Origin of the sequence: Chitinophaga filiformis (assembly GCF_021646545.1) — a bacterium.
GTDB classification, from domain to species: Bacteria; Bacteroidota; Bacteroidia; order Chitinophagales; family Chitinophagaceae; genus Chitinophaga; species Chitinophaga filiformis_A.
Window position 1 is genome coordinate 41,579 of sequence record NZ_JAKIRP010000023.1, and the last position, 23,279, is coordinate 64,857.

The following is a 23,279-nucleotide window of genomic DNA, read 5'->3' on the forward strand; positions in this document are numbered from 1 at the left end:
TTGTGCTGACGCGAACCAGTTGTGTTATCTGGGCGGCATTCGCAGGATGTACTATACTGTGCTGCAAAACGCTCTTTAGAACGTTGATTTGGCGACGGTGAGCGTGTGGGATTGGGAGCGCTATTTACCTTCGTCAATCGTATCACGCGTCTTGAAGGCACAGTATAGTACTTCCTGCTGCGCCTACACAATGGGCGGTAGACGGCTTTAGTTAATTGTCGTCGCTGCCGCGGTTGCTGTTGTTGTGGAAGTGGCTGTAGCTGTAGCTGCTGTTGCGGATGTTGCGGATGTTGCTGCAGCTGGTGTCGTTGTCGTTATTGCCTTAGCCTTGAGCACTTCTTTGGTGTGGGCGAGGGTCAGGCTGTCTTTAATTAATTCTTTGAAGAATGGGGCTATTGCTGTTCCATTCTTTATTTTTTCAGGAAGGTCAGGATTGGTAATCGCTGTTCTGCCGATGGAGATCAGGTCTGCTTCGTGATTGGATATCAATTTGGTAGCCAGAGCTGTGTCGTGCATGCCGCCATTTACAATGACTGGCTTTCCTGTGATTTGTTTTGCTATACCATTTGAGGAACTTCCATTGTCGTATAATGATTCTCTTGCCCAGTTCCCGCCCTCGGATGCGATGTGGATGTAGCTGACGTCCACTTGTTTTAGAATGTTGAATATTTCCTTCGCTGTTGCTGCGCCGCCCGGCCATCTGTAAGTGAGGTCGTTCACTTTGCTTTCTGAGAGGCGTATGCCTACGATGAAGTCTTTCGGGACAGCGGCCTTGATGGCGGTGAATACTTCAATCGGGAATCGTAGTCTTTTTTCATAATTACCTCCATATTCATCCTCTCTTACATTCGTGTGCGGAGTGATAAACTGGTCCAGCAGGTAGCCATTGGCTGCATGTATCTCTACGCCGTCGAATCCCGCTATTAATGCTCTGATGGCCGTTTGTACAAAACCGTCTTTTGCCTCCTGCATGTCTTTTCTGCTCATGGCTGAAGGCAGGGGGAATGGGCCCTGCAGACCTCCGGGTTCTGTGTTTCGGAGGCCCTTGGGCTGTATGGCGGAAGGAGCAATTGTTTTAGCACTATGCTGAGATAGTGCGCCTCCGTGCATTAATTGGAGGATAATGAGCGCGTTGGGATCTGCCTGGTGTACTTTGTCGGTTACCTTTTTCCAGCCTTCTACCTGTTCATGGGTAACGAGGCCCGGCTGATGGTTGTCGGTCTTGCTGAAAAGATTGTCTGTGTAAGTGCCTTCAGTAATGATAAGACCGAAGCCACCTGCTGCGAAGGCTGCATAGTAGTCTGCCATTTCGTTCGTTGGTACACCGGTAGCTGTAGCGCTTCTGCGCGTCATGGGAGCAACGGTGAACCTGTTCTTTAGTGTATGGCTTCCTAATTTTATTGGCTGAAATAGTATGTCTGTATTTGTGTTCATAGATCGTTTGATTAGGATACAAAGATGAGATGGAGGAGGGGAGATGGACGTATAACTAATTTAATATTTGGGGTTAAAATTGTTTAATATCGTATGTTCAATGCCTGTACGTGTGTTGATCATTCGCTGCAATCGGCTCCGTAGGTGCCGCGTGTTTGTAGCGCGGGGTTTTCAACCCCGGGAATTTTGAATATATTGCGCACGAAAGAGAATAGGAAAAGCGATTGATTTTTGCATATTCGTTTGCATTTTTGCCATTTGCATTGGTTTTGGCGCTGCTTTCTTTGCTAAGAATTGTCCCTGTATATTTTAATGAAATTCCCTATTATGGCTTGAAGGTTTTTTTTGTATCAATACTTTTGGTTCCTTTTTTCGGATTTATTATGGGTGCTGTAAATTGGGTCTTTTTGAACTTCGGAGATTATTTGTATTCCTGTATGCTTAATATCTGGGGCAAGGGGAAAGGCAGAAACTAATGACTGCTATAACTATTAAAATGAATAAAAAGTATGTTTTAGATAATACCACTTCATCTACTCAAATGGGTGTGATCGTGGCGTCATTATCATTGGGTTGCTTCTTCTTTCTCTTTTTTTTTATAGACTGGGATTGGGGATCTATAGTTCTGGGAATCATCGCCATGCTGTTTTCTGTCCCACTCAACATGTTTATGAAACTGTTTTCGGAAGTTTATACCGATGGAACCTCCTTTTTTATAAAAAATATTTATCAAAAAGAACAGCGGATAGATGCTGCACTTTTCGATAGAATAATAGATATGCGAACTGTTATCCCGTACCGTGACAGCCGGTATTATACTATTCTTTTCAAAAACGGAATGAAATTCCATTTTATGAAGAAAACGACTAGTTTGCTGGGACCTCCCCCGAAAGATAAAGCCAAACTCGCGGAGGAGTTAACCAAAGCAGTAAATGACTTTCTTAAGGCGAAAACAACACTCTCTTTTTTATTTTTTATCTTTTGGGTTAATCAGACTCAATTTTCTCTCTGATTAATGTATAACAATGAAAATATTCACTTTTGTTTCTTATTTGGCGGCTTTAATATTGGCCTATTTGGCAACTTATGGGTGGGTTATATTTTTTCGAAGACCGGCATAGGTTTCACCGCTTCCCGCCCTTCCTGATCTGACTCAAAAACACCGGCGTTATCCCTAAAAACGAGGCTATATGCTTCTGCGGCATGCGCTGCTCCAGTGTCGGATATTTCTTTACCAGCGCCTCATAGCGCTCGGCTCCCGTCATTGAAATTGAGTTTAGAATGCGCTGATCCTGAGAGATCATTGCCTGCTGATTCAATATCCGCCAGAACTTTTCAAAAGCGGGAATGTCCGTGAAAAGCTGTTCCAGCCCGTTCCTGTCTATTTGCAGTACGACGGTTGCTTCCTGTGCGATGATATTGATCCTGGAGGGGACCTGTGGTATGAAGCTGCTGGCATCGCTGATCCACCAGTCTTCCATGGCAAAGTGGAGGGTGTGCTCATCGCCATTATCATCTACATAAAAGGAGCGGAGGAAACCGGAACACACGTAGCTCTCGTGCTTACATATTTCGCCCTGTTGCAGGAGGTACTGCCGTGGCAGCAGCTTGCGCAAAGTAAGGAAGCTGCAGAAATGTTCCTGTTCTTCCGCAGAAAGGTGGATCCGTTTCTGAACGTGATGTAAGATAAGCTGATGCAGATCAGATAGTGGCGGCGTAGCACTCATAAGACTGGTTTCTTCTTAAACAAATATAGTAACCATCTTAAAAAATAGTAAGGCGAATCAACCTTTTATAGAATTCCTCCCAACTTTCCCTGTTAGTTTTTGTAATTTTCCCCTGGCTTTATTCAATAAAACCCAATTACCATATGCTGATGCAAAAGACAAAGGTGTGTCTGATCGTTGCCCTGGCAATGACAGCCATCACCACTTCCGTATTTGCCGGCGGTCCGGGCAAACCCGGCGCCATTGACGTTAAACCGGATGCCAACAATGCCGGACTGAAATTACCCGCCGGTTTCGGTGCACTGAAAGTAGCCGACAGCCTGGGCAGGGCCCGCCATATCGCCGTAACCAGCAATGGTGGTATCTACATCAAACTGGACAGGGCAAAGAACAATAATGGTATTCTCTTTCTCCAGGATGCAAACGGCGACGGTAAGATTGATAAGAAGACCGGCTTTGGCGTCTACGGCGGTACAGGTATCTATGTAAAAGGCGATTACCTGTATGCTTCTTCCAACGAAGACATCTATCGTTATAAACTGGATGCGCAACAGCAGGTGATCGATCCTGAACATCCGCAAACGGTGGTGAGCGGCCTGATCAACCGCAGACAACATGAATCGAAATCGATCGTGCTGGACGATAACGGAAATATCTATGTTAATATCGGAGCATATTCCAACTCCTGCCAGACGAAAGACAGAACAGCAGGTTCCCTGGGTATGCAGCCTTGTCCGGTACTGGATTCTGCAGCCGGTATCTGGCAGTTCAAGGCCGATAAACAGAACCAGACCTACGGCGATGGCGTACGCTATGCCACCGGTCTGAGGAACGTGGTGGGACTTGACTGGAATAAGTCCCTCAACCAGCTGTTCGTTATGCAGCACGGCCGCGATCAGCTGCACGACCTGTTCCCGAATCTGTATACTGAGAAACAGTCGGCCGACCTGCCGGCAGAATGTATGTATGCGCTGAAACAGGGTTCTGACTGTGGCTGGCCATATATTTACTACGATCCGTTCCAGCATAAAAAGATGCTCGCGCCCGAGTATGGCGGCGACGGCAAAAAGACTGGTGGCGATAATATAGAGGAGCCTGTAGTGGCTTTTCCTGCCCATATGGCGCCTAACGGCTTACTGTTCTATACAGGTACTCAGTTCCCCGAAAAATACCGTAACGGGGCTTTTGTGGCCTTCCATGGGTCATGGAACCGCTCTCCTGAGAACCAGGCCGGTTTTTATGTAGTGTTCGTGCCGTTCAAAGATGGTAAGCCTTCCGGTAAATGGGAAGTGTTTGCAGATGGATTCGCAGGTCCCGGCCCGATAAAATCGCCCGGCGATGCAGCACACCGTCCGTGCGGACTGGCACAGGGACCGGATGGTTCACTGTACGTAACTGATGATGTGAAAGGAACTGTTTACAGGATCGTATATAAGACTAAATAGACATGAGAAAATGGATACTGGCAGTTATGCCACTGATCGTTGGAGCACTGGCTGTGCATGCGCAGGTGAAGAAACCTGCTTCGGCAAAACCGGCAGCTAAGCAGGCCACCGGAGCCACCGCCAAACAAGCCGCCGGCGCCGGCGCTCAGATAGCAAAAGGTAAGGTACTTTATAAACAGTACTGCATGTCCTGTCACCAGGAAAACGGAACGGGTGTACCCCGTATGAATCCGCCGTTGGTGAAGACCGAGTATGTGCTGGGCGACAAGACAAGATTGATCGGGATATTACTGAACGGACTAAACGAAGACGTGGAGATCGACGGGGAATATTACTCCAATCCGATGCCTTCACAGGCGGCCCTGAAAGACCAGGAGATCGCCGATATACTGTCTTATGTCAGGAATAGCTTCGGCAATAAGGCCAGCACCGTTTCCGCAGCAGAAGTGACTGCGGTGCGTGCAACCGTAAAGTAAAGAATGTGAATATTTTAACAGCGGCATTTATCCAGTGTGGGTAAATGCCGCTGTTTTTTAATTGCTTTTGTCAAACAGATTTCTAACATTTGCGGAAAATTTTAGGGACATGTCAGTGAATCCAGAAGTGGTGCGGGAGGTTAGTGAATTCAATAATTATTACAACAGCCTGGCGGAATTGTTAAACAGGCACTTAGCGGACAACAATCTATCATTATCAGCATTACGTGTACTGATAAAGTTAAAGGAGGAAGAAGATCAATGCACTGCAGGTAAACTGATTGCGACCCTTGGTATAGACGGCGGATATCTCAGCCGCATCCTGAAGACCTTTGAAACGAATCAGCTCATTTCCAAGCGTAAATCCACCATGGATGGCCGTACCTGGTATCTGCAGCTGACCCCCAAAGGACGTAAATTGCTCGAGATCCTGGAAGAAGGGTCCGCGCAGCAAATATCCCAATTGCTGGAGCCACTGGGCACAGAACAACAACTGGCGCTGGCCGGGGCTATGAAAACGGTAAGGCATATCCTCTCTGACGACGCTAAGATCTCTGCGGATGATATTACCTACAGACGCGACCTCCAACCGGGGGATGCCGGCTTTATCATGCACATGCACGGCTCTCTGTATGCGAAGGAAGCAGGGTACAACCTCGAATATGAGACGCATATCTGCAAGACCTTCTATGAGTTCCTGGAAGCTTATAATTCCTCGAAAGACCAGGTGTTCCTGGCCATGCATGGCAACCAGATCATCGGTTCCATCGCTGTATTGGGGCACTCGCGTTATGCTACGCAGATGCGCTGGTTCCTGGTGCATCCCGATTATCGCGGACTCGGTATCGGACAGCGTCTGCTGACAGAAGCGATCAATGCTGCGAAAGAAAAGCTGTTCCAGAAGATCTATCTCATTACCACTGCCCAGCAGGTGGCCGCCACAACATTGTTTAAGAAGAATGGCTTCCGTAAGTCAGGCGAAAAACATATGCCAATGTGGGGACTGCAGCTCACGGAAGAACGCTATGAAATAGACCTGATTTAGCAAGAAAGACTTTTATTGTTAACCCCTTGCTTTATTTAAAACATTTAAATATTTTTAGTACGCTGTAGTTTATCCAGGGTTCATTGTAATCATTACATAAAACCCTTTAAATGAAACATCTGCTAACCCGTATGCCGGTTTTGCGATGCAAAACGGCTATGATTTGTGTAAAGACACACATATTAGCAAGGTCTCTCTTCCCCTCCATTTACAATCAATCAGTCGATTATGGCCCATAACCCGTAAGGTCAATGGCGTCTCTATACCATTAACTGCCTTCGCAGGCAGATAGGCTGTGTTTACTTATAAAAACCACGTTCACATTATTCCTCATCCTTCAAAATTCAAAACCATTTTAAACATGAAAACACTTTTACAGGTGGCAGTACTGGTGCTGTGCTTACAATTCAGCAGCGCAGGTCAGCTTACCAATTTCAATGCAACAGCAGAAGCATTACAAACCAGCATGTACAACACTTTCGGCGTGCCTAATGAAAACTACTGGTGGTGCGCGCATGGTGTGGATGCACTGCTGGACGGTTACATGCGTACGCGTTCCGAGACCTATAAGACACGTATGAAATCATTGTTGCTGGGCATCAGGAGTTTCAATGGTAATACCTACATCAACTATTTCTACGACGACATGGAATGGCTGGGTATATCCACTTTACGCGCCTGGCATGAAACAGGTGATGCTGATTATTACAACGTAGCCAGTACACTGTGGACGGATATTAAAGGTGGTTACAGCAATGGCGCTATAGACTGGAATAAAGGTTGTGCCGGATGTAAGAACTCCTGCGCTAATGCGCCGGCGATCATCCTGGGAGCAAGGATGTACCGCATCAACAACTCCGCAGCAGATCTGCAATTAATAAAAGACATCTACACCTTTATGAAAGCCCACCTGGTAGATCCGGTAACCGGGGCTGTATGGGATAATATCAATCTGAATACCGGTGTTACCAACAAGGATTGGATCTTCTCCTACAATGTCGGCACTTTCATTGGTGCAGGCTGGGAACTGTATAAGGTGACCGGCGATGTTAACTATCTGAATGATGCGGTAAAAACTGCTGAATATGCGATGAACAGCAGGCGTACCAACGGTATGTTCTTTGCCAATGAAACAGGTGGTGGTGATGGCGGTCTTTTTAAAGGGATCTTCATCCGCTATCTTTCTGAGCTGGCCCGCGAAGGGAATATACCCGCAGAGACAAGAGCACGTTACAAGGAAGCTATCCGCTTTAATGCACAAACCTTAAAGACCAGTGGTATCAATCCTTCTACCAACCTGGTAGGCACTGTATGGTCGCAGCAGCCATCCGGCAGCACAGATTACGCTACGCAACTGAGTGGCGTAAAAGTTATAGAGGCAGCTGCTACTTTGGATCAATCATTCTTCTACAAGGATATTAATTATGGTGGCAGTTACTGGGGATTGAATGTAGGTAGTTATAATACTGCTGCACTGGTAGCAAAAGGCATCCTCAATAATGATATTACTGGTTTTGCCATTCCTGCAGGTTACCAGGTAAGGCTGTTTAAGAATGACAATTACCAGGGGGAAAGCCTGACTGTTTCCGGCAACAGTGCATGGATCGGCGGCGCCTGGAATGACAGTGTTTCTTCGCTGATTATCAACTATACAGCCGGCGCCAGTTTCTTTAAAGACTGTAACTATACTGGTGATGTGATAAGTCTGGAGGCGGGCGATTATACCGTGACACAGTTACAGGCAAGGGGTATATCGAATGATGCGATATCTTCTCTAAAAGTGAGCAGTGGTTACCAGGTAATACTATATGAGCACGACAATTTCGCTGGCACTTCTGTGACTACTTCCACAGATCTCAGCTGCCTGGTGAGCCAGAATTTCAATGACCTGACAAGCTCTTTGCGGATCATTGCAACAGGTGCTGCGCCTGTCGCATCAACGCTGGCACAGATGGCTCCTGCAGAAAAAACCACGATCAAAGGATTGATATTATATCCTAACCCTGCAGGCAACACGCTGTATGTAAAGACACAGGATGATCTTAATGGTGCAGATATAACGGTAACGGATCTCAGCGGCAGGATGAGGATGAGAAACCGGTTGACAGGTAACAGTATTAACGTATCTGGTTTATCGTCGGGTGTATACTGGATCACGATAGTGAAAAACGGAAAAAAGATCACACTTTCTTTTGTGAAATAACTGCTTGTAACAGAATCATCTATTCAATTGCATGCCGGTTCCGATGATCAGGGACCGGCATGCTTATTGTAAATTACAAGAGGATTAATATATATTTGCTGCCGTAAACCCCTAAGGGACGGTTCGTGAATGCATAAAGAGGATGTTCTGAATATCTTATTGTTCCCCTTGGACAACATTATTGTTTATTAAGCGACTGAATTTCAATTTTAATATATTATCTACTGTATGCCGAAGCGTGCCAAAAAGAGCATTTATTTATTTTCTTTCAATGTTGTCATATTCTTTTCAATGGCGTACATGTTGTCAGGAAACAGGAGGGATGTGCCATGGTTTAAGCAGAATGTTTTCCAACAGCTGGTTGATACAGGAGGCATAGGGGCAACAAATGGATATTCGCTGGCGGGCAATAAAGTTTTCGCTTCCCGTAACAATACCGATACTTTACCTGATACGATCAGTTTTTCTATAGTGGGAGATATGATGGTAGGTTCTTCCTATCCTTCCGCTTTTTTTCTGCCGCCGGCAGAAGAAGGGAATATTCTCCAACACGCGATGCCGCTTTTACAGCAGACAGACCTGCGTATCGGCAACCTGGAAAGCGCAGTCTCCGATAGTGCTAAAGTGTACAAGAACTGTGGCCCCAATCCCAGCCAGTGCTTCGCGTTCCGCACGCCCTATAAGTGTGCCATTTGGTACAAGGAGGCCGGTTTTGAATACCTGAACATGGCCAATAACCACTCTTTCGATTTTGGTATGGCGGGAGTGAAACATACCCTGGCATTCCTGGATAGTAACAATATTAAGACGAGTGGTGTGCCGCAGCGCCGTTTTGATACCCTGACCGTCAGGAATACCAGGATAGGTTTCGTATCCTTCGCTCCTCACAGCAATTGCCTGGACATGAACGACGACTCCCTCGTAAGGGCAACTATTGCTGAGGTACGTCCCCTCTGCCAGCTGCTGGTGGTATTCTTCCATGGTGGCGCGGAAGGCTCAGCCCGCATGCACACGCCTAAAGGCAGGGAGTTCTTCTACGGACAGAACAGGGGAGATGTAAGACATTTTTCACATATGTGTATTCAGGAGGGAGCAGACCTCGTAATCGGCTCCGGTCCCCATGTGGTAAGGGGTATGGAGACATACAAAGGAAAATTAATTGCTTACAGCTTAGGAAATTTTGCAACTTATCATCAATTCAATTTAAAATATCCCAATAATATTGCACCTTTGCTGCAGGTAAAAATCACCAGTGAGGGAAACCTGGTGGAGCATAAAGTGTTTTCTTTCCTGCAAGAGGGGGAAGGCATACCTAAACCGGATACAACATTGAGAGCTTTCAAAATGATCCGTACCTTATCTGTTGAGGACTTCAAATACTCGGAGGTGGAGGCGGGGACATTTGATTAAAACCTTGTTACTGTGAAGAAGTTATTGCCGATAATCATATCCATTGCCAGCATCGCCACAGCAGGCGCACAAGTAAAGAAGAAACCAGTTAAACACGTACCAGTAAAGAAACATACTGCCTATCATAAAAAAGCAACCGTCCGCAAGCCTGTTGCTCATAAGAAAGTGGTGACGCCACCGCCGCTGCCTGATAGTTTATATTTTCCTAATTCCGACATCACCCTCAATACATACGATACTTCCGGTCTTAAAACCAATATCAAGCAGCTGCTTGCTGTCCTGGAGGCCGAGTTGGGCAAACCATATATCCGCGGCGCTATCGGGCCTTTCGCCTTTGATTGCAGTGGATTGATGAAGTTCGGGTTCTCCGTTATCGGTATGACCCTGCCCCGTACTGCGGCCGATATGAGCTCACTGGGTAATATCATTACCCCCTCCGACTGGAGTCCCGGCGATCTGCTGTTCTTTGCCGGCAGAAGAAGCACCAAATCCAAAGTGAAAAGGATCGCACATGTAGGCTGTGTCTATAAAGTAGACAACGGTAAGGTGCTGATGATCCATTCCAGCAACCAGGGGGTGAATATTGTCGATATCACCAACAGCGAGTATTACAAGAAACGCTTTATCGCCGCCCGCAGAGTGATCCAGGTAGATTCTACCAACATGGTCGTACCACCGGCGCAGGAGGGTAATTCGAGCGATTATTAAGCTGTAATCACATTCTCTTAAAAATATCAATATCCCGCAATAAACACAGGTGAGATCTCGCGTACCTGTGGTAGTCTGATATTGGATATATCTGATGCTGATCTGGCACAGGGAAAAAGGCCGTTTCATTTTTTCTTTCGTCCGGAGGGCGATGGCTGGAAAAATATTTTACCAAAAGACGCGCTACCCGGCTGCCGGATGTGCAGATGACATGCTGTTTTTCCTTATTTTTAGTCACGGCCAATAAAAGGTCGTGAACCAAAAACAATCATATGGATGCACAGCAACTGGACATGAACCGGAACGAAGATGCGATGCGCAGATCTCTCAGCGCGCTAAAACAACGCCTCTCCGTCATAGAACAGGGAGGAGGCAAAAAGAACCTCGAAAAAGTCCGCCAGAAAGGCAAATTAACCCCGCGTGAACGTATTGCCTACCTTCTGGACAAAGACACTCCATTTAACGAAATAGGCGCCTTTGCGGCCTATGAAATGTACCCCGAACATGGCGGTTGTCCTGCAGCCGGCACCGTAGGTGGCATCGGTTATATCAGCGGCCGTCAGTGTATGATCGTGGCAAATGATATGACGGTAAAAGCAGGCGCCTGGTTTCCTATGACGGGAAAGAAGAACCTGCGCCTCCAGGAGATCGCGATGGAAAACAGGTTGCCGGTCATTTACCTGGTAGACAGTGCCGGCGTATACCTGCCTATGCAGGATGAAATATTCCCCGACAAAGAGCATTTCGGCCGTATTTTCCGCAACAATGCACGCATGAGCGCTATGGGCATCACCCAGATCGCCGCTGTAATGGGCAGCTGTGTGGCCGGCGGCGCTTATCTGCCTATTATGAGCGATGAAGTGCTGATGGTGGAAGGCAATGGCTCTATTTTCCTGGCAGGCCCTTACCTGGTGAAGGCGGCTATCGGAGAGACCGTTGATGCCGAAACCCTTGGAGGCGCCGTGACCCATACCGAGATCTCCGGTATTGCCGACTACAAATTTGATACGGATGAGGAATGCCTGGATCATATCAAAAAGATCGTCAGTAAGATAGGCGAACCTGCCAGTGCAGGCTTCAACCGTGCTACTCCAGCGCTGCCAGAGAAGGACCCGGCAGAATTATACAGTATGATCCCTGAAGACAGTACCCGTCCGTATGATATGCTGGAGATCATCCACCGGCTGGTAGACCGCTCGGAGTTTGACCAGTATAAGGAAGATTACGGCAAGACGATCCTCTGCGGCTATGCCCGTATTGATGGCTGGGCAGTGGGCATCGTGGCCAACCAGCGTAAGATGGTCAAAAGTAAAAAGGGGGAAATGCAGATGGGAGGCGTGATCTATAACGACAGCGCTGATAAAGCCGCCCGTTTTATCATGAACTGTAACCAGAAGAAGATACCGCTGGTGTTCCTGCAGGATGTGACCGGTTTTATGGTAGGCAGTCGCAGCGAACATGCCGGCATCATTAAAGACGGGGCCAAACTGGTGAATGCAGTAGCTAATTCCGTTGTGCCCAAATTCACTGTAATAGTGGGCAATTCCTATGGCGCGGGCAACTACGCCATGTGTGGTAAGGCTTACGATCCCAGGTTCATATTTGCATGGCCTAACGCTAAGATCGCGGTAATGGGCGGCGAGCAGGCCGCAAAGACCCTGTTGCAGATACAGGTGGCTTCCCTGAAGGCGAAAGGTGAGGAGATCACCCCGGAACAGGAGAAAAGCCTGCTCAACGAGATCACAGCACGCTATAACAGCCAGACCACTCCTTATTATGCAGCGGCACGTATGTGGGTAGATGAGATCATAGATCCGCTGGATACACGTAACATACTTTCCGAAAGCATTGCAGCGGCCAATAATGCACCTGTGGAAGATACGTTCAGCTTAGGCGTTTTCCAGGTGTAAAAGCATAGCGCTTAATCCTTATCTTTGCCCGCTATGTCGGAAGTTATTATTTACACGGACGGTTCCTCCCGTGGTAACCCTGGCCCTGGTGGCTACGGCGTTATCCTGATGTGGAACAGCGTCCGCAAGGAATTATCACAAGGATACCGTCTCACCACCAACAACAGGATGGAGCTCATGGCCGTGATCGTGGCCCTGGAAGCCCTGAAAAAAGATGGACTGCAGGTGAAGATCTTCACAGACAGCCAGTATGTGGTCAACAGTATTGAGAAAGGCTGGTTATGGAGCTGGGTGAAGACCGGTTTTAAAGACAAGAAGAACAAGGATCTCTGGCAACGTTTCATTCCTGCTTTCAAGAAACATCAGGTGAAGTTTCAATGGGTAAAAGGACACTCTACAAATCCCATGAACAACCGTTGTGATGAACTGGCCACGCAGGCCGCAGATAGTGGTAACTGGCTGGAAGATGTTGGTTTTGAAGGATAGTGTTATCTGATCATAAACGTTTATAGATATTGAAGGGCTGTTCGCTATTGCGAATGGCCCTTTTTGCGTTTCTCTTTAACATTTATTTAATGATTTGTCGAAATTAGTCCACCAATAACAAAATTCTGTGCAACCACTGAAAGCATATCGCTGCTTACTTTTAGGGTATTAAATCAATGCCTTAAACGACTAAGTTATGACACACTGGAAGATTGATGAATCACACAGCGAAATTGGATTCAAAGTAAAGCACCTGATGATCACTAACGTGAGTGGCTATTTTACACAGTTCACCGGAAGTATAGAGACCGACAGCGAGGATTTCCACGATGCAAGCATTACTTTTGAAGCAGCTACAGACAGTATCAGCACCCTGAATAAACAAAGGGATGAGCATTTAAGAGGCAGCGATTTCTTCGACACAGCGCATCATCCGAAGATCACTTTCGTATCTAAAAAGATCAAAAAGATTACTGAGGAAGATTATAAGGTGGTGGGAGACCTTACCATCAAAGGGCATACACATGCAATTGAACTGGAGGTAGTGCGTAATGGTGTTGTGACAGATCCTTATGGCCAGGAGAAAGAAGGCTTTTCCATCAAGGGACGCCTGCACCGCGCTGATTATGGTCTACGCTGGAATGCAGCTACAGAAGCAGGCAGTATTGTGTTGAGTGATGAGGTGAAACTGCATATGGAGATCCAGCTGGTAAAGGTGACTGAACCTGTATTGGTTGCAGTGGCGCAGTAATACCAGGAACAGCTAAATAGAATTTTCTCTGATAAAAGATATGATAGAAATAGGAATAGACAGTTTTGCAGCCCGGTTTACCGACAACGCGGCGGCAGCATTGAGTGACAAGGACGCGATGTTCCAGTTGCTGGAAAGAATGGAACACGCGGACAAGTCGGGCCTGGATGTATTTGGTATTGGTGAGCATCACCGGAAAGGCTTCCTGGACGCAGCGCCTACACATATACTGGCGGCGGCCGCTTCCCGTACAAAGCGGATAAAGCTGGCCAGCGCAGTGACGGTATTAAGCGCAATAGACCCGGTCAGGGCATTTCAGAACTTCGCTACATTGGACTTAATTTCCGGTGGCCGTGCGGAAATGGTGGTAGGCAGAGGCTCATTTACAGATGCTTTCCCCTTGTTCGGTTACAACCTGGATGATTATGATGATCTCTTCGCGGAGAAACTGGAACTCTTACTGGAAATAAGAGACAATGAATATGTGACCTGGTCAGGTAAATTCAGGCCTGCATTAAAGAACCAGCCGGTTTACCCAAGACCAATACAGGAACAATTGCCGATCTGGCTGGGCGTGGGAGGAACACCGCAATCGTTCGTACGTGCAGGAGCACTGGGATTACCATTGATGGTAGCGATCATCGGCGGGGAAACACACCGTTTCCGTCCGCTAATAGATCTCTATCGGGAAGCAGGACGAAGGGCAGGACACGCGCCTGAAAAGCTGACTGTAGGTCTGCACTCCCTGGGATATCTGGCTGAGACGACTGAACAGGCAATAGAAGATTTCTATCCAGGCTATGCTGCCAGCATGACGAAAGTGGGAAAGGAACGTGGCTGGCCTCCGATGACGAAAGAACGTTTTATGAGCCAGATGGGTCCCACAGGCGCCTTGCTGGTAGGCGGAGTGGAAGAGATCGCGGAAAAGGTATTGCGTCATGCCAATGCGCTGGGAGGCATATCCAGGCTTACTTTTCAGATGGACTCTGCGGAAGTATCGCATGAGAAATTGATGAATGCTATTGAGTTGATAGGAAAGAAGCTGAAGTCATTGGTAAATGCCAAATAATAAATGATTCCTGGTTCATCAGATTTAGGGAAAGTATTAGTATATTAGTTGAAATACCCTGAACCTGATGAAACCAGGAAAATTCCTTGATTATGTTATCCCGTTAATCCTTTTGGTGGTACAGCTTTACACGTTGTATCTGATTAACACAACGAATTATGTAGTGAATAACGACAGTAAATTCTACATCGGTATCGGCGCTGTGCTGTCAAGCATAGTTATAATGCGCTTTAATCCCCGGATAGGGAAACTGATTACACTGGCCGTATTGGTGGCCGGGCTTTTCGGTTGGATTGTCTTCACATCTACGCGCACGGTTTTCTCAACAAATATCTTTTTCGGAATAGAATACCGGCTTGAATTCCTCTCGCTTGGGCTATTGCTCCTGTTTACGATCCTCAATTTCAGGTCACTTAAGCGATATTTGAAGTGGTTGCTGCAGGAAGAATCCAACTCCACTCCTTAATCCGCTTTTAAATACTTCACCGGATTTGTCAGCGCTATTTTCAGCGCCTGATAGCTTACCGTCAGTACTGCCACCACCAACGCAAATACACCTGCCAGTACAAACATCCAGCCACTGATCGGAATGCGGTAAGCAAAATTATTGAGCCATTTATCCATGGCCCACCAGGCTATAGGGCAGGACAAAAGAATAGCGATGAATACCAGTTTTACAAAATCCCTCGAAAGCAATAATGCGATATAGGAAGACGACGCACCCAGTACTTTCCTTATGCTCACTTCTTTGATGCGCAATTGTGCGGCATAAGCCGATAATCCGAACAGGCCCATACAGGATATAAATATTGCAAAGGCCGCGAAGGCTTTGAATATAGTGCTCATCTGATTCTCAGATGCATAGAGCCGGTTAAGTTTATCGTCAATGAAGGTATACGTGAATGTACCGGTTGGTGTCAGCGTCTTTATTTTCTTCTCCATGAAAGCAAGGGCGGGCTGTATACGTCCGGGCCTTATTTTCAACAGCAGATAATTGGCGCGATAAGGGTCATATTTGATCACCAGCGGATCTACAGGCGTATGCAGGGATGCGAAGTTGAAATTCTTCACTACACCTACCACAGTGCCGGTATCGCCATCGAGCACGAAACGCTCACCGATGGGCGATGTCAGGTGATAAGCCTTCACTGCTGATTCATTGATGATATACTCTTTGTGCTTTACTGCCGGCATCTGGTTGAGAAAGTTCCTGCCTTCCAGCAAAGGGATCTGCAGCGTCGGTAGAAGCCGTTCGTCCGACCACATGATGCGGCTGTTGTCAAATTCCTGTTTGGGATCTGAAGACAAAGGCATGAAAGGCTGTGAACTGAACCGGTCGCCGGGAAGTGTGGAAACTATAGAGAAATCGGCTATATCAGGGCTTTGATTAATGTCATTGATCAGTGAACCGAAGCGTTGCCACATAGGTCCGTAGATAGTGACAGCCGCAAGTTGAGTGCGGTCGAACCCAAGGTCCTTGTCATGGAAAAATCTGATCTGCCGGTAGATCACGATCGTACTGATGATCATAAACACGGATACTACAAACTGAAAAATCACCAGTCCTTTCCTGATCGCATTCACAGAAGATCCCGGCGTACCCTTGCCTTTCAGTGCTGTAACAGGATGGAAGCGCGCCACACTCCACGCAGGATAGCTTCCGGCCAGCAAACCGATAAAGATGATCAGTAATGCAATGATGCCGAGATTCGAAAAGGTGAAAAGTTCACCGGCGTAAAGTGAGCGGGATGCTATTACGTTGTAGAAAGGGATCGCTGCTTTGAACAGGATCAAAGCCAATACACTGGCGGCCAGCGAGGTTATTAACGATTCTGCCAGGATCTGTATGATCACCTGTTGCCGTGTAGCGCCTACTACTTTGCGCATACCTATTTCCTTCATCCTGCCGAAGGCTTGCGCGGTATAGAGGTTGATAAAATTGACTGCAGCTATGAGTAGTATGAATAAGGCTGCCAGGGAAAAGATCCTGACATAGGTAATGTCACTGTTAGGCGCCATTTCCTTCTCCAGCTTGGAGTGGAGGTGGATGTCGGTGATGGGTTGCAGACCGATCTCCCTGTCTGCCAATATCTCTTCACGTGTTTCACCCGTTGGCAGAAAAAATTTTACGGTAAGATCATTGAGGCGCGATCTTACCTTTTCAAAGGAAGCGGCTTTGTCCAGCACTACATAGGTGTAAAAGCCATTCCAGGTCCTGTTAGCCAGCGACTGATCGTTCTGATGATGGCGAATGGTAGCCATCGACAGCAGGTAATCAAACTGCAGGTGGGATGGGTAAGTATGCTCGCGGATGACGCCTGTTACCTTTAAGGGAGCGTTGTTCACATCATCGCGCAGTACTTTGCCAACAGGATCGGTGTCGCCGAAGTACCGCTGTGCCATTTTCTCTGTAATAACAATGTTATCAGGCCCCTGCAGTGCCGTAGCCTTATCTCCGGCCACAAAATCCAGGTCAAATACGTCCGTTACAGTTGGATCGGCGAAGAAGCCGTTTTTCTCCTCAAACTTGTTTATAACGCCATTGGGAGCAGTGTAACTGAACACCTGGAGCGGGTAGGGCCGGTGAAAGCGTACGATATTAACCACTTCAGGAAATTCTTCCTGCAGGGCAGGACCGGTAGGAAAAGAGGTGGCAGCCCAGTGACGGGCGCCTTCTCCCTTACCCTGTAAGGTGACACGGAAGATGCGGTCGGCTTTGGAGTACCCCTCGTCATAACTCAGTTCCTGTTTTACATGAAATATGATGAGCAGGGCGCAGGCCATTCCCAGTGCGAGACCGGCTATGTTGATGGTGGTGAAGATCTTATTCTTCCACAGGTTGCGTAAGGCTATTTTAAGATAACTCTTTAACATACAATGATGAAATATACTAAGTATCATCCAAGTAAGTGCCGGATTGTTAATGCGTTAATAATCAGTAAAGTATTTATAGGGGTAAGGACCAAAATGTCCGTTTTTAATACAATATCTGTCCACTTTTAAAAAAGTTCGCCGTAGTTCGGTAGTTTTGTGACGGATTTCAACCTATAGATGAACATGAAACATTTATCGATCGTTAGCCTGGCCCTGCTTTTCAGCCTGGTGAGTTTTGGACAGGAAACCTGGACATTAAAGAGTAACAAAGATGGCATCGCCATCTATACCAAGACTATAGAAAACTCTAATTACAAGGGCATCAGGGTAAAGTGTTCTTTACCAGCTACTTTGTCCCAGTTTGTAGCGGTGATTATGGATGTGAATACGGCCACTGAATGGCTGTACAGCACTAAATCGAGCACTTTACTGAAACAGGTATCTCCCGCTGAGGTTTACTACTATTCCGAAGTTGGACTGCCCTGGCCGCTAAGTAACAGGGATTTCGTTTGTCATCTGACGGCGAAGCAGGACCCACGTACCAAAATAGTGACTATTGACGGTCCTGTAGTACCGGACTATATGCCGGAGAAAAGCGGTATTGTACGTGTAACACGTTCTTCCGGAAAATGGATCATTGCGCCCGGAGAGAACAATACAGTGAATATTGAGTATACATTGGAGGCTGATCCTGGTGGAAGCATTCCTGCCTGGCTGGTGAACCTGTTTGCCACCAAAGGCCCGATGGAGTCTTTCAGGAAACTGAAAACCCAGATCAACAAACCGCAGTACAAGAAAGTGCAGTATGCCTTTATAAAGAACTGACGGTTACCTGATTAAAATTTCTTCCCTGCAACTTTCCCTACATAAGTGCCCTGCATTTGTCGGCCAGCTACGGTGATGTCGAAATCTATTGTGAAGGTTTCTCCGTTATTGCTGACATTCATAGTGCCTGCTGTTACACCCGTAATCTCAAATCCATTACCATATATGCCGCTGGGCGTATACTTTACTACCGCATTGGAAAAATGCTTTCTTTTATCGTAAGCAGCGTCATTACGATCCAGGTACGTATACTTATGAGAGAAATAAAGGCTGTCAACGAAGATCTGTACAGCGTTTTGAATATATGTGGGAGCTTGCGGAACATTGGTGAGTACTAATCCGTCATTACCTGTCCAGTAAGTATAGTCGGACAGGTAAGATTTCCCTTCTATCGTAAATTCCCCGCCTGTTGGTCTGACTTCATTTTCCTTTTCCACTTGCCCGTCTTTTCTGCATGCGCTGGCAAAAGTGCTTGCCGCAAGCAGGAACAATGCGAGTTTTTTCATTGATCTATGGTTTGCTATATTGTTGTTGTGGTAACAGGCTGATGCAGACCTGTTTGCGTTTGCAAATATACATATTAATTTATTATTTATATCCCTGGGGTTTCACCCCGCGCTACAAACACTGGACTCCTGACGGAGTCCTATTGTGTTTTGTTGATGGCGATGGTTGCCGCGGGGCGTTGGTCGCCGGGGTTCCGTGGGGCGTGGCTTTCCCGTGGTTTTCGGGGGACGCGGTTTCCCGGGGTTTCCCGGCGGGACGCGGTTTCCCGTGGTTTCCCCGTGGTTTCACCCCGCGCTACAAACACTGGACTCCTGACGGAGTCCTATTGTGTTTTGTTGATGGCGATGGTTGTGGGGGGGCGCCGGGTGGGCCTGGTTTCCCGTGGTTTTCCCGGGGCAGTGGTTCCTCGCGGTTGACGGGGTTTCACCCCGCGTTATAAACAATAGGCCCGCCGCGGCGAGCCTATTGTTTATAGAATGATGTTCCGTTCCGCGGTTGCATCTCTACTGAGATTACACCTGGGATCTCTCCTTACATATTGTTGTAGATATTCTGCATATCACGTGTCAGCTGATCATAGATCGGTCTGGTGAACTGCAGGAACAATTCCTGCGGAGGAGGTGGAGCTACGTCTTCTCCAACCATCAGCGCCTTGTCCTCATCGCTCAGCGCACGTTCGTCACCTTTAAAATACCCGTATTGATTCAGCCAGGTGTAGCTGCCCGGGAGTCTGTCGGTACGGATGATATTGTTAGTCGCCACATCGATCAGCTGATAGTCCAGCAGGCCTTTGGATACAACGGTCGCCTTTACAACGTACACTTTGGCTTTTACGGTGCCATAGCGATTGATAGTAGCTTTACCAGTGCTGTCTTTTACAGTTGCCACGACGATCTGTTTGGACACTTCTCTTTCTGAGCGGTCTACGTAGGTTTGTCCTACTACGAAATCGTTGAAACTCATTTCCAGGAACTGGTCGGGTTGTATTTTATTGTTCCGGGCGATGCGCTCGTCCGTAAATTTCACAAACCGGTTGATGTTCCGCTGTTGCAGGTTACGGATCAGTACATCCCGGAACTGGTCGGCGCTGAACTGATAGTAGGGAGAGCGCACGTCTACGTGTCTCACTACCACATTCACAAGGCCTCTCTGGTAAGATTCGTCCATGAGCTGCGCCGAATTGCGGTAGTTAGGGATCAGGTTCAGGGCGGCCTGGAATTCATCAAAGGCTTGTCTGGCGGCGGCTTTATCGCCCTGTTCAAGCAGGGAGACGCCTCTGTCATACCTTACCTGGGCCGCATTTTCCTGGGCGCCGGTAATGGCATTCCGATAATCTTTCGGTTTTACAATGGCCAGGGCTGCAGGAGAGGCATGGATGCCATCGTACAGACGCTGGAGCGCACGGTATTCCGAGCGGATGTATTCCCATTTCAAAGGGTCGTTGGAGACCATGTAGCCATTGACTTTATCTTCGTGGGAACGTTGGGCCTGTGAATAGGCCTGAGGAAGTAGTTGTAGTGAGACAGTGTGTTCAGGTCTTTTCTGTAATTTTTTTACGAACGACATTACCGCTTCATCGTAGCGGCCTTTGTTGTAGAGTTTTTCACCCGATTTACAGGACAGGATCAATAGGATAGGGGCTATGAGCCACCAGAAACGGTTTTGCATATGCTCGAATATAAATTTTCTTATTTCAGGAACCTTCTGATCTCCCTGTCCGTTTCACGCTGTTTAATGCTTTCACGTTTATCATGCAGCTTTTTACCTTTACCGAGGCCGATCTCGATCTTTGCGAGGCTTTTGTCGGTAATAAAAATGCGAAGCGGGATAATGCTATAGCCGCGTTCTTTTATCTTATTCTCAAGTTTCCGCAGTTCCCGCTTGGTCAGCAGTAACTTGCGTTCACGCAGGGGATCATGATTAGCATAAGTGCCGTGTGAATACTCGGCGATATGCAGGCTTTTAACAAACAATTCTCCTTTTGAGAAATAGCAGAATGAATCGTTGAAGCTTACCCTGCTTCCACGGATGGACTTGATCTCTGTGCCTGTCAACACCATGCCGGCAATATACTTATCCTCTATTGCGTACTCGAAATATGCCGATCTGTTCTTGAGTTCTGCTGCCATCTTCTTATTAGTTAGGAGCTAAAAATTAGGAATTAAAAATTGAAATCCGGAAGCGCTGCCCCAATTCCAATCCTTAATTCCTAATTTCCTGATTTCTTCAGTTTTGGTGCTTAGTGTTTAAATAATTCCAATAACACTGCCAGACGTTGTTTCATCTCCTTACGGTCGATGATCAGGTCCAGGAAGCCATGTTCCAGCAGGAATTCTGCACTCTGGAAACCTTCAGGCAGGTCTTTTTTAATTGTTTCCTTGATAACACGCGGACCGGCAAAACCGATCAGTGCTTTAGGCTCTGCAACATTCAGGTCGCCCAGCATTGCGAAAGACGCCGTCACACCACCGGTGGTAGGGTCTGTCATCAGGGAAATATAAGGCAGCTTTGCTTCTGCCAGCTGTGTCAGTTTTGCGGACGTTTTTGCCATCTGCATCAGGGAAAAAGCGCTTTCCATCATACGGGCGCCTCCTGATTTGGAGATGATCATCAACGGCATTTTGTTTGCGATACAATGATCGATAGAACGGGCGATTTTTTCACCTACTACGGAACCCATGGATCCACCAATGAAGGCGAAGTCCATACAGGCGATCACCAGGTCGTTACCCTGTACCTTACCTGCACCTACCCGCATCGCATCTTTCAGTCCTGACTTCTTCTGTGCATCTACCAGTCTCGCACCATAAGGCTTGAGGTCTTTAAATCCGAGAAAGTCTTTCGGATAGATGTTTTCAAAAAGCTCTTCGAACTGATTATTGTCAAATAGTATTTCGAAATACTCAGCCGAATTAATGCGATTGTGGTAATTACACTTGTCGCATACATAATAGTGCTCCTTCAGATCCTTTACTGTAGAGGTTTTTTTGCAGTTAGGACATTTGTGCCACAACCCATCCGGCGCCTCTTTCTTTTCACTTGTAGACGTTTGAATGCCTTGTTTAATGCGCTTAAACCAGCTTGACATATTGTGCTATTAGGTTACAAAATAGTTGTGCAAGATACAAATTATATTAACTTCCAAAGTATTCTACCCCGAGATTTATACTTAAAGTACCTGGCAACCAATAATTTGATTGGAAAGATATATATATAAGTGCTATAATAAAAGTGTATTTACAAAAAAATCCTCAGGAATGACTTCCTGAGGATCGATAAATTGTACCGCTTCGCGGATTATGCGTTCCTGTTCAGACAGTTCAGGTCAGCAAAGGCTTCTTCCAGACGTTTAACGAAAGTTTCTTCGCCTTTACGCAGCCATACGCGTGGGTCATAGTATTTTTTATTTGGTTTATCTGCACCTTCAGGGTTACCCAGCTGGCCCTGCAGATAATCTCTCTTCGCTTCGTAGAAGTCATGTACACCTTCCCAGAATGCCCACTGCATGTCGGTATCGATGTTCATTTTGATCACACCGTAACCCAGTGCTTCGTTGATCTGGTGTTTAGGTGAACCGGAACCACCATGGAATACATAGTATACCGGTTTAGGAGCAGTACCGTGTTTCTTCTGGATGAATTCCTGGCTGTTGTGCAGGATCACAGGACGCAGTTCCACGTTACCTGGAGAGTATACACCGTGTACGTTACCGAATGCAGCAGCTACAGTGAAACGGCTACCTACTTTAGACAGTGTTTCGTAAGCGTAAGCTACTTCTTCAGGTTGTGTATACAGTTTGTGGTTTTCAACGCCGGAGTTGTCCACGCCATCTTCTTCACCACCAGTTACGCCCAGTTCGATCTCGATGGACATACCCAGCTTGTTCATTCTCTCGAAATATTTCAGGGAAGTTTCTATATTCTCGTGCAGTGGCTCTTCGGAGAGGTCCAGCATGTGGGAGCTGTACAGTGGCTGACCAGTCTGTTTCATGAACGCTTCACCAGCATCCAGCAGACCGTCGATCCATGGCAGCCATTTTTTAGCAGCGTGGTCGGTGTGCAGTACTACAGGAACGCCATAGTATTTTGCCACCTCGTGTACGTGTTTTGCACCGGAAATACCACCGGCTATATTTGCCTGCAGTTTGTCGTTCGGCATTCCTTTACCCGCAAAGAACTGCGCGCCACCATTGGAAAACTGAATAATTACAGGTGAATTTACTTTGGCAGCGGTTTCCAGTACTGCGTTTACGGAATTGGTACCTACTACGTTAACAGCAGGCATTGCCCATGCGTTATTCTTGGCATCATTGTACAGCGCATCCAGCTCTTCGCCGAATAACACGCCAGCTCTGTATTTTCCCATAGCTTTCGGATTGTTTTACATTTAAGGAACGCAAATATAAGTAC

General features: G+C 47.0%; 21 protein-coding genes. 13 read left to right on the forward strand and 8 right to left on the reverse strand.

What is annotated here, in order from left to right:
* Positions 1-207: 207 nt before the first annotated feature.
* Positions 208-1,434 carry an NADH:flavin oxidoreductase gene (locus L3C95_RS32645; RefSeq protein ID WP_236394851.1) on the reverse strand — a complete coding sequence of 409 codons (1,227 nt, stop codon included), beginning with the start codon at positions 1,432-1,434 and terminating at the stop codon, positions 208-210.
* A gap of 496 nt (positions 1,435-1,930) precedes the next feature.
* Here L3C95_RS32645 and L3C95_RS32650 point away from each other — a divergent pair, with 496 nt between their 5' ends.
* Positions 1,931-2,446, forward strand: a complete 516-nt coding sequence (locus L3C95_RS32650) for a hypothetical protein (protein ID WP_236394850.1) — start codon at positions 1,931-1,933, stop codon at positions 2,444-2,446.
* A 112-nt stretch (positions 2,447-2,558) separates the two neighbouring features.
* On the opposite strand, the gene L3C95_RS32655 is transcribed toward L3C95_RS32650, so the two are convergent.
* Entirely contained in the window at positions 2,559-3,161 is a 603-nt protein-coding gene (locus tag L3C95_RS32655; RefSeq protein WP_236394848.1) for a Crp/Fnr family transcriptional regulator, read from the reverse strand.
* Between the two features lie 149 nt (positions 3,162-3,310).
* Between L3C95_RS32655 and L3C95_RS32660 the strand changes: the two genes are divergently transcribed.
* The 11 genes from L3C95_RS32660 (at position 3,311) to L3C95_RS32710 (ending at position 15,130) form a co-directional block, all read left to right on the forward strand.
* Positions 3,311-4,606, forward strand: coding sequence for a PQQ-dependent sugar dehydrogenase (locus L3C95_RS32660; protein ID WP_236394846.1), 1,296 nt, complete (start codon positions 3,311-3,313; stop codon positions 4,604-4,606).
* Between the two features lie 2 nt (positions 4,607-4,608).
* On the forward strand, positions 4,609-5,082 hold the full coding sequence (locus L3C95_RS32665; RefSeq protein WP_236394844.1) for a c-type cytochrome: 474 nt from the start codon (positions 4,609-4,611) through the stop codon (positions 5,080-5,082).
* A gap of 109 nt (positions 5,083-5,191) precedes the next feature.
* The gene (locus tag L3C95_RS32670) at positions 5,192-6,127 is read left to right on the forward strand and encodes a bifunctional helix-turn-helix transcriptional regulator/GNAT family N-acetyltransferase (protein WP_236394842.1); all 936 of its coding nucleotides are present in this window, start codon (positions 5,192-5,194) and stop codon (positions 6,125-6,127) included.
* 361 nt (positions 6,128-6,488) lie between these two features.
* Positions 6,489-8,330 carry a glycoside hydrolase family 76 protein gene (locus L3C95_RS32675; RefSeq protein ID WP_236394839.1) on the forward strand — a complete coding sequence of 614 codons (1,842 nt, stop codon included), beginning with the start codon at positions 6,489-6,491 and terminating at the stop codon, positions 8,328-8,330.
* A 228-nt stretch (positions 8,331-8,558) separates the two neighbouring features.
* Entirely contained in the window at positions 8,559-9,740 is a 1,182-nt protein-coding gene (locus tag L3C95_RS32680; RefSeq protein WP_236394838.1) for a CapA family protein, read from the forward strand.
* A 12-nt stretch (positions 9,741-9,752) separates the two neighbouring features.
* A complete protein-coding gene (locus tag L3C95_RS35175) occupies positions 9,753-10,448 on the forward strand; it encodes a C40 family peptidase (RefSeq protein ID WP_236394836.1) in 696 nt (231 codons plus the stop codon).
* A 272-nt stretch (positions 10,449-10,720) separates the two neighbouring features.
* A complete protein-coding gene (locus tag L3C95_RS32690; RefSeq protein WP_236394834.1) occupies positions 10,721-12,358 on the forward strand; it encodes an acyl-CoA carboxylase subunit beta in 1,638 nt (545 codons plus the stop codon).
* Between the two features lie 33 nt (positions 12,359-12,391).
* Positions 12,392-12,844, forward strand: a complete 453-nt coding sequence (gene rnhA, locus L3C95_RS32695) for a ribonuclease HI (RefSeq protein WP_236394832.1) — start codon at positions 12,392-12,394, stop codon at positions 12,842-12,844.
* Between the two features lie 196 nt (positions 12,845-13,040).
* Entirely contained in the window at positions 13,041-13,595 is a 555-nt protein-coding gene (locus tag L3C95_RS32700) for a YceI family protein (RefSeq protein ID WP_236394830.1), read from the forward strand.
* Between the two features lie 40 nt (positions 13,596-13,635).
* Positions 13,636-14,664, forward strand: coding sequence for an LLM class flavin-dependent oxidoreductase (locus L3C95_RS32705; protein ID WP_236394828.1), 1,029 nt, complete (start codon positions 13,636-13,638; stop codon positions 14,662-14,664).
* A 67-nt stretch (positions 14,665-14,731) separates the two neighbouring features.
* A complete protein-coding gene (locus L3C95_RS32710; protein WP_236394826.1) occupies positions 14,732-15,130 on the forward strand; it encodes a hypothetical protein in 399 nt (132 codons plus the stop codon).
* On the opposite strand, the gene L3C95_RS32715 is transcribed toward L3C95_RS32710, so the two are convergent.
* Entirely contained in the window at positions 15,127-17,538 is a 2,412-nt protein-coding gene (locus L3C95_RS32715; RefSeq protein ID WP_236394824.1) for an ABC transporter permease, read from the reverse strand. The two genes, L3C95_RS32710 and L3C95_RS32715, sit on opposite strands and share 4 nt — an antisense overlap.
* A 183-nt stretch (positions 17,539-17,721) precedes the next feature.
* Here L3C95_RS32715 and L3C95_RS32720 point away from each other — a divergent pair, with 183 nt between their 5' ends.
* Positions 17,722-18,363 carry an START domain-containing protein gene (locus L3C95_RS32720; protein ID WP_236394822.1) on the forward strand — a complete coding sequence of 214 codons (642 nt, stop codon included), beginning with the start codon at positions 17,722-17,724 and terminating at the stop codon, positions 18,361-18,363.
* Positions 18,364-18,374: 11 nt separating this feature from the next.
* Here L3C95_RS32720 and L3C95_RS32725 read toward each other — a convergent pair whose 3' ends face one another.
* The 5 genes from L3C95_RS32725 to fbaA all read right to left on the reverse strand — a co-directional run bounded on the left by L3C95_RS32725 (position 18,375) and on the right by fbaA (position 23,235).
* Positions 18,375-18,869, reverse strand: a complete 495-nt coding sequence (locus L3C95_RS32725; protein ID WP_236394820.1) for a hypothetical protein — start codon at positions 18,867-18,869, stop codon at positions 18,375-18,377.
* Positions 18,870-19,401: 532 nt separating this feature from the next.
* Entirely contained in the window at positions 19,402-20,538 is a 1,137-nt protein-coding gene (locus tag L3C95_RS32730; RefSeq protein WP_236394818.1) for a hypothetical protein, read from the reverse strand.
* A gap of 20 nt (positions 20,539-20,558) precedes the next feature.
* Positions 20,559-20,999, reverse strand: coding sequence for an SsrA-binding protein SmpB (smpB, locus tag L3C95_RS32735; RefSeq protein WP_236394816.1), 441 nt, complete (start codon positions 20,997-20,999; stop codon positions 20,559-20,561).
* Between the two features lie 110 nt (positions 21,000-21,109).
* Positions 21,110-21,958 (reverse strand): acetyl-CoA carboxylase, carboxyltransferase subunit beta, encoded by an 849-nt coding sequence (gene accD / locus L3C95_RS32740; protein ID WP_236394815.1) that lies wholly within the window; start codon positions 21,956-21,958, stop codon positions 21,110-21,112.
* A gap of 209 nt (positions 21,959-22,167) precedes the next feature.
* A complete protein-coding gene (gene fbaA, locus L3C95_RS32745; RefSeq protein WP_236394813.1) occupies positions 22,168-23,235 on the reverse strand; it encodes a class II fructose-bisphosphate aldolase in 1,068 nt (355 codons plus the stop codon).
* Between the last annotated feature and the right edge of the window lie 44 nt (positions 23,236-23,279).

Excerpts from the sequence above, each read along its gene's own strand:
- accD (WP_236394815.1), bottom strand. The coding sequence starts at position 21,958 with ATGTCAAGCTGGTTTAAGCGCATTAAACAAGGCATTCAAACGTCTACA.
- L3C95_RS32690 (WP_236394834.1), top strand. The coding sequence starts at position 10,721 with ATGGATGCACAGCAACTGGACATGAACCGGAACGAAGATGCGATGCGC.
- L3C95_RS32720 (WP_236394822.1), top strand. The coding sequence starts at position 17,722 with ATGAAACATTTATCGATCGTTAGCCTGGCCCTGCTTTTCAGCCTGGTG.
- smpB (WP_236394816.1), bottom strand. The coding sequence starts at position 20,999 with ATGGCAGCAGAACTCAAGAACAGATCGGCATATTTCGAGTACGCAATA.
- L3C95_RS32660 (WP_236394846.1), top strand. The coding sequence starts at position 3,311 with ATGCAAAAGACAAAGGTGTGTCTGATCGTTGCCCTGGCAATGACAGCC.
- L3C95_RS32715 (WP_236394824.1), bottom strand. The coding sequence starts at position 17,538 with ATGTTAAAGAGTTATCTTAAAATAGCCTTACGCAACCTGTGGAAGAAT.
- L3C95_RS32705 (WP_236394828.1), top strand. The coding sequence starts at position 13,636 with ATGATAGAAATAGGAATAGACAGTTTTGCAGCCCGGTTTACCGACAAC.
- rnhA (WP_236394832.1), top strand. The coding sequence starts at position 12,392 with ATGTCGGAAGTTATTATTTACACGGACGGTTCCTCCCGTGGTAACCCT.
- L3C95_RS32650 (WP_236394850.1), top strand. The coding sequence starts at position 1,931 with ATGAATAAAAAGTATGTTTTAGATAATACCACTTCATCTACTCAAATG.
- L3C95_RS32675 (WP_236394839.1), top strand. The coding sequence starts at position 6,489 with ATGAAAACACTTTTACAGGTGGCAGTACTGGTGCTGTGCTTACAATTC.
- L3C95_RS32670 (WP_236394842.1), top strand. The coding sequence starts at position 5,192 with ATGTCAGTGAATCCAGAAGTGGTGCGGGAGGTTAGTGAATTCAATAAT.
- L3C95_RS32730 (WP_236394818.1), bottom strand. The coding sequence starts at position 20,538 with ATGCAAAACCGTTTCTGGTGGCTCATAGCCCCTATCCTATTGATCCTG.
- L3C95_RS32710 (WP_236394826.1), top strand. The coding sequence starts at position 14,732 with ATGAAACCAGGAAAATTCCTTGATTATGTTATCCCGTTAATCCTTTTG.
- L3C95_RS32700 (WP_236394830.1), top strand. The coding sequence starts at position 13,041 with ATGACACACTGGAAGATTGATGAATCACACAGCGAAATTGGATTCAAA.
- L3C95_RS32655 (WP_236394848.1), bottom strand. The coding sequence starts at position 3,161 with ATGAGTGCTACGCCGCCACTATCTGATCTGCATCAGCTTATCTTACAT.
- L3C95_RS32645 (WP_236394851.1), bottom strand. The coding sequence starts at position 1,434 with ATGAACACAAATACAGACATACTATTTCAGCCAATAAAATTAGGAAGC.
- fbaA (WP_236394813.1), bottom strand. The coding sequence starts at position 23,235 with ATGGGAAAATACAGAGCTGGCGTGTTATTCGGCGAAGAGCTGGATGCG.
- L3C95_RS32665 (WP_236394844.1), top strand. The coding sequence starts at position 4,609 with ATGAGAAAATGGATACTGGCAGTTATGCCACTGATCGTTGGAGCACTG.
- L3C95_RS32680 (WP_236394838.1), top strand. The coding sequence starts at position 8,559 with ATGCCGAAGCGTGCCAAAAAGAGCATTTATTTATTTTCTTTCAATGTT.
- L3C95_RS32725 (WP_236394820.1), bottom strand. The coding sequence starts at position 18,869 with ATGAAAAAACTCGCATTGTTCCTGCTTGCGGCAAGCACTTTTGCCAGC.